General features: G+C 57.1%; 8 protein-coding genes. 7 read left to right on the top strand and 1 reads right to left on the bottom strand.

From position 1 onward, the window contains the following. Positions 1-174: 174 nt before the first annotated feature. Positions 175-1,215: a phenyltransferase domain-containing protein gene (locus ABYV26_RS14995; RefSeq protein ID WP_372682164.1), complete on the bottom strand. Its 1,041-nt coding sequence runs from the start codon at positions 1,213-1,215 to the stop codon at positions 175-177. Positions 1,216-1,633: 418 nt separating this feature from the next. Here ABYV26_RS14995 and argS point away from each other — a divergent pair, with 418 nt between their 5' ends. The 7 genes from argS to ABYV26_RS14960 form a co-directional block, all read left to right on the top strand. Beyond that, positions 1,634-3,301 (top strand): arginine--tRNA ligase, encoded by a 1,668-nt coding sequence (gene argS / locus ABYV26_RS14990; RefSeq protein ID WP_372682163.1) that lies wholly within the window; start codon positions 1,634-1,636, stop codon positions 3,299-3,301. A 206-nt stretch (positions 3,302-3,507) separates the two neighbouring features. Beyond that, the gene (locus tag ABYV26_RS14985; RefSeq protein ID WP_372682162.1) at positions 3,508-4,191 is read left to right on the top strand and encodes an SPOR domain-containing protein; all 684 of its coding nucleotides are present in this window, start codon (positions 3,508-3,510) and stop codon (positions 4,189-4,191) included. A gap of 42 nt (positions 4,192-4,233) precedes the next feature. Next, a complete protein-coding gene (gene gatC / locus ABYV26_RS14980; protein WP_372682161.1) occupies positions 4,234-4,518 on the top strand; it encodes an Asp-tRNA(Asn)/Glu-tRNA(Gln) amidotransferase subunit GatC in 285 nt (94 codons plus the stop codon). 20 nt (positions 4,519-4,538) lie between these two features. Further along, positions 4,539-5,999 carry an Asp-tRNA(Asn)/Glu-tRNA(Gln) amidotransferase subunit GatA gene (gatA, locus tag ABYV26_RS14975; RefSeq protein ID WP_372682160.1) on the top strand — a complete coding sequence of 487 codons (1,461 nt, stop codon included), beginning with the start codon at positions 4,539-4,541 and terminating at the stop codon, positions 5,997-5,999. Positions 6,000-6,276: 277 nt separating this feature from the next. Beyond that, complete coding sequence (locus ABYV26_RS14970; RefSeq protein WP_372682159.1) at positions 6,277-6,456, top strand: hypothetical protein; 180 nt, start codon at positions 6,277-6,279, stop codon at positions 6,454-6,456. A gap of 155 nt (positions 6,457-6,611) precedes the next feature. Beyond that, positions 6,612-8,477 carry a DNA mismatch repair endonuclease MutL gene (gene mutL / locus ABYV26_RS14965; protein ID WP_372682158.1) on the top strand — a complete coding sequence of 622 codons (1,866 nt, stop codon included), beginning with the start codon at positions 6,612-6,614 and terminating at the stop codon, positions 8,475-8,477. A gap of 253 nt (positions 8,478-8,730) precedes the next feature. Next, positions 8,731-8,854, top strand: a 124-nt coding sequence (locus tag ABYV26_RS14960; RefSeq protein ID WP_372682165.1) for a twin-arginine translocation signal domain-containing protein, incomplete at its 3' end; no start/stop codon positions are given.

The raw sequence follows: 8,854 nt of genomic DNA, 5'->3' as shown, positions 1-8,854 counted from the left end.
CCGTAAAAAGTCACAAGTGGTGTCACTCCCGCGAAGGCGGGAGTCCATAACTGTCTGAAACTTAATGATCCCCGCCTTCGCGGGGATGACAAAAAAGAGGACATCTCGACTTTTTACGGGTTCATCAAATATTGGGGACTCCCCTAAGCAATCCATGCGCCGGGTGGCCGGCCGTCAGCCGGGATATCCGGATTCAGCCCACCAGGCATGGCTAAACAGCTGTCCTCCGGGGGTGAGATTGAACAGGGCGTCGGCTGCCAGCAGCACCACCGCATTGGTCCAGGTTATTTTTTCTTCGGGCCACCGGGTCATGTCCGGAAAGGTGAACCCACACCAGAATGAGCCGTCATCGAATACGTGCTCCGACAGCCAGTTGAATAGGATGAGCGCCTTTTCCGTATCCCCCATGGCGGCAAGGGTCAGCACCAATTCGGAGCTTTCCGCGACCGTTACCCAGGGTTGGTCGGAAACACAGCGAACCCCCAAGCCCTCCACCACGAATTTTTTCCACTGGCGCTTGATGCGTCCACCGGCCATTTCACCGGTAACGGCGCCGCACAGCACCGGATAGAACCAGTCCATGGAAAATCGGGATTTGGTCATGTTGAACAGGTATGGCCGATGGCGGATCGCATCTCCGAGACGCTTGCAGGCAGCGGCCCAGGGAATGGTCGCGATGCCCAGCTTGTCGGCGATGGCCATGGCGCATTTCAGGCTCATGTAAATAGAGCTGGATCCGGTGAGCAGGGCCATGGGGTCCACCTTGCCCTGGGGGCTGACCGCCCAGCAGATTTCACCGTTGGCTCGCTGATGGCCGATGGCAAAGTCAATGGCTCGCCGCACCGTGTCCCACATGGATTCCAGAAAAGGGCGATCACCGGTGATCAGCCAGTAGTGAAACACACCCACGGCGACGTAGGCACTCATGTTGGTTTCACGGGTCCGGTCTTCGACGATACCGTTTCGATAGGCGGCAAACCAGCTGCCGTCGGCCAGCTGCATGCTACGCAGCCAATAAAAGGCCTGCCGAGCCTGTTCCAGATATCCCCCCACCATCAACCCCATGGTTGCCTCCACATGATCCCAGGGGTCGGTTTTTTCTCCCGTTGACCAGGGGATCTCCCCTGAAGGAAGCTGGGTGGCGATGATCAGACGGCACACCGCATCAACATCAACGGCAAGCTTCTGCCGCTGCTTGCAGATACTCACATTCATAATGATTATAAACCTTTTGGCCGTGCCAGAATCCAAACCAGTGTGTTGCAGTGTCCAGCAGACAAATAAAATACGTTGGAAATGGTGGATATGCAAGGGAAAAGGCCACACCCGGCTCGCCCGCCACCAAATGGCAGGCAGGTTGGTGTGCAATAAGGGGCCTGATCCTTCATGTGACATTGGTTGCCACGGGTTTCCGCAGCCAATGGGTTTTTGCCTGTTAAAACACCCCGTGCAAGCATCCTGCAGTCGGGGTTAACCTTCTTGACTTGAATCGGAAAACTCTTTATGAACTGGACTTTATCGAAAAAGGTGTGTGCCCGGCGGCAGACGCCGTTGCCGGATGACGGCAACCATCAACTTGACCAACCCGCATCGACTGACCCGTCCCAATCAATCAGTCGTCAGGAATGCATTCATGAAGAACGCGCTCAAGGAAACTATTCTGGCGGCAGCCAATGCCGCTCACGCAAAAGGCATCTTCCCTTCGTCCGATTTTTGTGAGGTGGTGCTGGAAGAACCCAAGGCCGACAGCCACGGCGACTTGTCGACCAACATGGCCATGCAGATGGCCAAGACCCAGCGCATGTCACCGCGAAAAATCGCCGAAACGCTCATTGGTCATCTGGATGACAAAAAGGGCATCATCGACCGTACGGAAATTGCCGGGCCGGGGTTTATTAACTTTTTCATTCGCCCGTCCGCCTGGTACCCGGTGTTGGCCGCCATTCACGAACAGGACGACCAGTATGGCCGCTGCGACCTGGGTAAGGGGACCCGCATCCAGATCGAATTCGTCAGCTCCAACCCCACCGGCCCCCTTCACGTGGGCCACGGCCGGGGCGGCGCCGTGGGGGACAGCACTGCCAACATTCTCTCTTTCTGCGGATTTGATGTACAAAAAGAGTACTACATCAACGATTCCGGCCGACAGATTCAGACCCTGGGCATGTCAGTCTACCTGCGGGGGAAGGAGATGCTGGGCGAAACTGTAGATTTCCCCGACACCTGCTACCAGGGTGATTACATCCGGGACCTGGCCGGGGAACTGCTGGAGCGGGAGGGTCGGGCGCTTTTCGACAAAAGCGAGGCGGAGGCCATCATGCCCTGCGCCCGGTATGCGGCGGAGAAAATCACCGCAGGAATGCGTGCCGACCTGGTGGATTTCGGGGTGACCTTCGACCGATGGTTTTCGGAGCAGAGCCTCTACGATTCGGGTAAGGTGGCAGGGGATATCCGCAATTTTCAGGAGAAGGGGTTGATCTACGAGAAAGACGGTGCCCTGTGGTTCAAGACCAGCGACTACGGAGACGAAAAGGACCGCGTGGTGGTTCGCCAGAACGGCCAGACGACTTATTTTGCGTCGGACATCGCCTATCACAAGGACAAGTTTGAACGCGGGTTTCAAAAAGTGATCGACGTGTGGGGAGCCGACCACCACGGCTACATCCCGCGTATGAAAGCCGCCGTGGAGGCATCCGGATACGAACGCGGCCAGTTTGACGTTTTGCTGGTGCAACTGGTTAACCTGCTGCGGGCCGGCCAACCCGTGGCCATGTCTACACGGGCCGGTGAGTTCGTCACCCTGGCCGACGTGGTCAAGGAGGTTGGCCGGGATGCAGCGCGGTTTATCTTTCTGACCCGCCACTATGAGAGCTCCCTGGACTTCGATCTGGAACTGGCCAAACAGAAGACCAACGACAACCCCGTGTATTACGTCCAATATGTTCATGCACGCATTTCGAGCATCCATCGCAAGGCTGAGCGCGACAGGCTTGACGTCGACGGATTTAGGCCCTCGGATCTGTCGGCCCTTGAAACGCCGGAAGACATTTCACTGATCAAGGCCCTGGCCCGCTATCCGGAAACCGTCGAAACTGCCGGGGCGTTAATGGAGCCTCACCGCATCACCTACTACCTGATGACCCTGGCCGCCGCCTTCCACACCTATTACAACCGGCATCGGGTGTTGCATGAAGACGATTTGAAGTTGACCCGGGCCAGGCTTTACCTGATCTCGGCCGTTCAAAAAGTGATCCGAAACGGACTGGCATTGCTGGGTGTGTCGGCGCCGGACGCCATGTAGGCGTCAAGGGTTCGGTGTGCACTGCAAACCTCAACCAAAGAGACCATTTTAAAAAACGCGATCTGATGAATGACTGCATGCCAGAAGTACTCACGCTGTGATTCGAGGTTTCATCTTTAAGCGTTTAAGGCGATGAGCAAGATCAATGAAAAATAGCAAACCCAGAACGGTGAACGTCGAACTGTGAACGCCTACGGAACAAACCTGTGACTAAGGGCAAAGCCACCGCGTCAAAACGCCGGATCGCCTGGGGGCGATATCTGCTGGTCTTTTTCGTTGCGGCATGGATGTTCGTACTTGGCGTGCTGGTTGGACGGGGAACGGCTCCGGTGCATTTCGACACCCAGGCGCTGCAGGAAGAGCTTGCCGCCCTGCGTGACGCCATGATGAAAAAAGAGCGGGAAGCGGTAGAAAAAGCCATCCGGGGAGAAGATGAAAAAGCGCCCCTGGAGTTTTACGAAGCTCTGAAAAAAGATGGGCTGGACACCGCCGTTCAGATTCCCGCGCCAGCGGTGCCGACGGCTGAACCCTCATTCCGCGCCACGGTTCTGCCGCCCCACAAGTCGCGAACCGTCACCAGGGCCAAGAGATCCAAGGTCCCTGAGCAACCAACGCTCGATAAAGCGCCGTCGTCCCCGCCGGCGGCTGTTGAAGCTACGGGTAAACTGACCATTCAGGTGGCCTCCCTGAAGGACGGGACAGCTGCCGAGCGAATCGTTGCAAATCTGAAAAAGGACGGGTATCCTGCCTACGTGTCGAGAATTGTCATCCCCGGTCAAGGGGTCTGGTTTCGGGTTCGGGTGGGCCGCTACACGGACCGTGAACAGGCGACAGCGGACATGCAGCGGTTGACCCGAAATAAGAAAAAACCCATTCTGGTTGCACGATAGCCCTAACCGATTCCAACATGGACTGATGCCGAGAGGGCAAAAATGAAAATATCCCCAAAGGAAGTCCTGCACGTCGCCCACCTGGCCCGGCTGGACATCGCCGAAGCGGACGTCGACCGGATGGCCGACCAGATTGGCACCATTCTCGATTATGTGGATACCTTGAATCAGGTGGACACCTTCGGGGTCCCTGCCACCTCCCACGCCATCACCCTGACCAATGCGTTCAGGGAGGACGAAGCGCAGGACCATCTGGGCCCACAGGCGTCCCTGGCCAATGCCCCGGAAAAGGAAGACGGTGCCTTTGTGGTGCCCAAGATACTCTGACGCCGCAAGGAACCGATGCCATGAAACTGCATGAGTTGACCATCGAACAGGCCAGTGGCCTGTTGAAGAATAAAGACATTGCCTCCGTGGAGCTGACCCGGGCCGTCCTCGATCGCATCGAAACAGTCGATGGCAGGATCGGTGCCTTTCTGACCGTCGATGCCGACGGCGCCATGGCCCAGGCCGAAGCGGCGGACTGTCGCCTGGCCAAGGGCGGCACGCCAACCCTGACCGGCATCCCAATGGGCATCAAGGATCTGATCTGCACCCAAGGCCTTCGCACGACCTGTGCATCGAAGATGCTTGGAAATTTTATCCCGCCATACGACGCCACCGTCATTTCCCGATTGAAAAAGGTCGGCGCGGTGATCGTGGGCAAGCTCAACATGGACGAGTTCGCCATGGGCTCCACCACCGAGCATTCCGGTTTTCAGACGACCCGCAACCCCTGGAATCTGGAGCGCATCCCCGGGGGGTCCAGCGGCGGTTCGGCTGCGGCTGTGGCGGCCGACATGTGCCTGGGTGCCCTGGGCTCGGACACCGGCGGTTCCATCCGCCAACCCGCCTCCCACTGCGGCGTGGTAGGGATCAAACCGACCTACGGCAGGGTATCCCGTTTTGGGCTGGTGGCTTTTGCCTCTTCGTTGGACCAGATCGGTCCGTTGGGTAAAACCGTGACCGACTGTGCCATCATGTTGGACGCCATCGCCGGCTACGACCCCAACGATTCGACCTCCGTCCCCGAACCGGTTCCAGTATTTTCCGACATTGACACCGACGGGCTGTCGGATGTGGTCGTGGGCATTCCCAAAGAATACAGCACCGCTCAAGGACTGGATCCCCAAGTGGGAGCGGCGATTGAACAGGCGGTTGAAGCGATCGAATCTTTAGGTGCCAAATGTATCGAGGTCTCGCTGCCCCATACCGAATATGCCGTGGCTGCCTACTACGTGATTGCCCCCAGTGAGGCCAGCTCCAATCTGGCCCGCTACGATGGCGTGAAATACGGTTTCCGCGACAAGTCCCAGGCCGATCTGCTTCAGATGTACCGCAGCACCCGGTCACAAGGATTTGGTCCGGAAGTGCAGCGTCGCATCATCTTAGGGACCTATGCCCTGTCCGCCGGTTACTACGATGCATACTACGGCAAAGCTTCCCAGATTCGCACGCTGATTAAGAACGATTTTCAATCGGCCTTTGCATCCTGCGATGCGATTGTCTCCCCGGTGGCACCCACACCGGCATACCCCATCGGCACAACCCTTGACGATCCGCTGACCATGTATCTGTCGGATATTTTCACCCTGTCCGCCAACCTGGCCGGCATCCCGGGGATTTCGGTCCCCTGCGGTTTCTCGGACGACGGTCTGCCCATCGGTCTGCAGATCATGGGTCGCCATTTTAACGAACCGATGCTTTTTAAAATTGCCAGGCAGTTCGAAAAGGCGGCGAACATCTCGGATAAGAAGCCGCCCTTGTGACCGAGGTCTGAGCTATAACAACCATCTACGCATTCCGTGATGCATAGATAATCAGGAGACGGCATTGCCGCCGACGTCGACAGGATTAAAATTAAAATCCAAATCGTTACAGGAAAATGAAGTCTTAACGGTTCCAATCAGACGGTTTCGTAAAAAGTCCGAGATCAAGGCTTGCGAATCCCTAAGGAATGAGGCGTACTTATCGTACGCCGCAGTGACGAGGGGTGAAGCGTCACGCAGATATCGGATTTTAACGGAACCGTCAGGGAAGGTTTCCATGACCATACAACCCGAAGGCGAAAGCCTGAGAAAAGCAGTCCAGTGGATATCCGAAGAAAAAAAGGCCGGGTCACCCAAAAGCCGGCAGCAACTCATCGACGCGGCTTGCCTGAGGTTCAACCTGACCCCCATGGAGGCGGAGTATCTGGCGCGCAGTTTCAAGGAGATTGCCAAGTAGTGTCCATCCAATCAAGGGCGTCTTGTGGCCCAGCGCTGCGTTCTCACGGTTGGCAAGTCCTCGACCTAGCGCTTCTACGCCTGCGGTTTTCAAAACGCTGCGGCCTTGATCTGAACCACAATCTACCCTTTTTGAATACACATCAGAGCGCTTAGATGTCCAGAATCAGAATCCTTCCGGAAATCCTGTCCAATAAAATCGCCGCCGGAGAAGTGGTGGCGCGTCCGGCTTCGGTGGTCAAGGAGCTGGTCGAAAATTCCATCGATGCCGGCAGCACCCGGATCATCGTGGAAATTGAACAGGGCGGGCGGAAGCTCATCCGTGTATCGGACAACGGACAAGGCATGGGCCGGGATGATGCCCTGCTCTGTCTGGAGCGATATGCGACCAGCAAGATAGCTGCCGATCCGGACCTGTTTGCCATAAGCACCCTGGGTTTCCGGGGAGAGGCGCTGCCCAGCATCGCCTCGGTCTCCCGGTTCACCCTCGTTACGCGGGAAACCAGCGCCGATGTAGGTACCCAGATTGAGGTGGCGGGGGGGCGGATCAATAAAGTCTCCGACGTGGGAGCCCCTCCCGGCACCCTGATCTCCGTCGCCGGCCTCTTCTACAACATCCCGGCCCGGCGTAAGTTTTTGAAAAGCATCGACACGGAGATGGGTCACATCGCAGACACCATTGCCAGCATGGCGCTGTGCCGGCCGACCGTTCAATTCCGGCTGTCGCACAACAATCGGATTGTGAAAAGCTGGGCCCCGGCCGCAGAACCCATGGATCGGGTGGCCGATGTCCTTGGGACGGCCATCAAGAAGGAGCTGTATACGGTTGAGCGGGTCACCGCGGATATCGACATCAGCGGGTGGATCGCCTCCCCGCGTATAAACCGGTCCACCGCCCGCGGTATCTATCTGTTCGTCAACGGTCGCTGGGTCAAGGACCGGGTGATTCAGCACGCCCTGTTCGCCGGTTATACCGGGCGATTGATGAAGGGGCAGTACCCGGTGTCGGTGCTGTTTTTAAAGGTCCCCTTCGACCAGGTGGACGTCAATGTTCACCCCACCAAGCACGAAATCCGTTTTGTCCGCCAGAAACTGGTTCACGACACCATGCGCGATGCCGTGGCCGACGCGCTCAGGCAATCCGATCCTACCCGGTGGAGAACGAATCAGCCCAGAATTGCCGAATTGCCTCGGGGGTCGGCAACCATTTCCGAGCCGCACGCCGAATACAACATGCCGCCCACGCATGACCATCAGGGGCCCCAGGTGGGTGTTGCAGCGGACCGGACAGCAGCTTCGACGTCCTGCGCGGCCGGGGCAGACGACATGCAGAAGCCGTTGCCGGCTGCAGAACCCGTTGACACCGCGGCACCGCCGATCGACCCGACGGCTCGCAACGGTAAGCTGGCCCACCAGAAGCCGCTCTGGAAACAGCGGTTTTTTGCCGACCTGACCGTCATCGGCCAGTACAAGGGCACCTATATCATCTGCCAATCCCATGACGGGTTGATGCTTATCGATCAACATGCGGCCCACGAACGGATCGTTTTTGAACAGCTCAAGCGCCAGTCCAAGGCGCACCGACCCGCCGCCCAGCGCCTGCTGCTTCCCGAAACCATCGACCTGGGATTCCGCGAAACCCAGATCCTGGAAAAGCTGGCTCCGGAACTGGACCGATTCGGGCTTGAGATCGAGCCATTTGGCGGGAACACCTTCGTGGTCAAGGCCGTGCCCACACTGCTTGACAGCGCTGGTATTTCGGGGTTGGTTACCCAACTCGTAGAAAAAACAGCGGAAGTCGGTGTGCGTGCCGAAATGGAAACCATTTTGGATGAATGCCTCATGGTCATGGCCTGTCACAATGCGATCCGCGCTAACCAGCAACTTACGGATACGCAGATCCAGGCCATGCTGGAACAGCTGGATGCCTGCGACAACCCCTCGCACTGCCCCCACGGCAGACCCATCTGGATCCAATGGCGCCTTACAGATCTGGAAAAGCATTTCCAGCGGATTGTTTAATGTCCCGTTTTTCGTCAACCGGTTGACAATATGTGTTCGCCACAGCCACAAATCCCCGCCATAATCAATCGGCCATATAACAAAAATGAGAATTCAAAATAGCAAATAATATGAATAGTTTAGAATGTTTTTGGTGGCCTGGTCGCTTAATCCTCGGCGCATTGCAGCATTCAGGTATGATTTTTGCTTTTATTTCCGACAATTTGGATTGACGACCGAAACACTTCCAATATGCTGAATTGCGGAGATAAACATGGGTAGATGCAGTCGACGACAATTTATTAAAAGAATCGGCACTGGTTGCCTGGCCACCGCCCTGGTGCCGGCTACAGGATGGTCTGCCTTGCTGCCGGACGGCACCCGTCGCTCCCTGGACT

The organism is Desulfosarcina sp., from assembly GCF_041551955.1.
Taxonomy (GTDB): Bacteria; Desulfobacterota; Desulfobacteria; order Desulfobacterales; family Desulfosarcinaceae; genus Desulfosarcina.
Note: the sequence above shows the minus strand (reverse complement) of the source record. Positions and strands in the feature narration are given on the sequence as shown.

Excerpts from the sequence above, each read along its gene's own strand:
- ABYV26_RS14995 (WP_372682164.1), bottom strand. The coding sequence starts at position 1,215 with ATGAATGTGAGTATCTGCAAGCAGCGGCAGAAGCTTGCCGTTGATGTT.
- argS (WP_372682163.1), top strand. The coding sequence starts at position 1,634 with ATGAAGAACGCGCTCAAGGAAACTATTCTGGCGGCAGCCAATGCCGCT.
- gatC (WP_372682161.1), top strand. The coding sequence starts at position 4,234 with ATGAAAATATCCCCAAAGGAAGTCCTGCACGTCGCCCACCTGGCCCGG.
- gatA (WP_372682160.1), top strand. The coding sequence starts at position 4,539 with ATGAAACTGCATGAGTTGACCATCGAACAGGCCAGTGGCCTGTTGAAG.
- ABYV26_RS14970 (WP_372682159.1), top strand. The coding sequence starts at position 6,277 with ATGACCATACAACCCGAAGGCGAAAGCCTGAGAAAAGCAGTCCAGTGG.
- mutL (WP_372682158.1), top strand. The coding sequence starts at position 6,612 with ATGTCCAGAATCAGAATCCTTCCGGAAATCCTGTCCAATAAAATCGCC.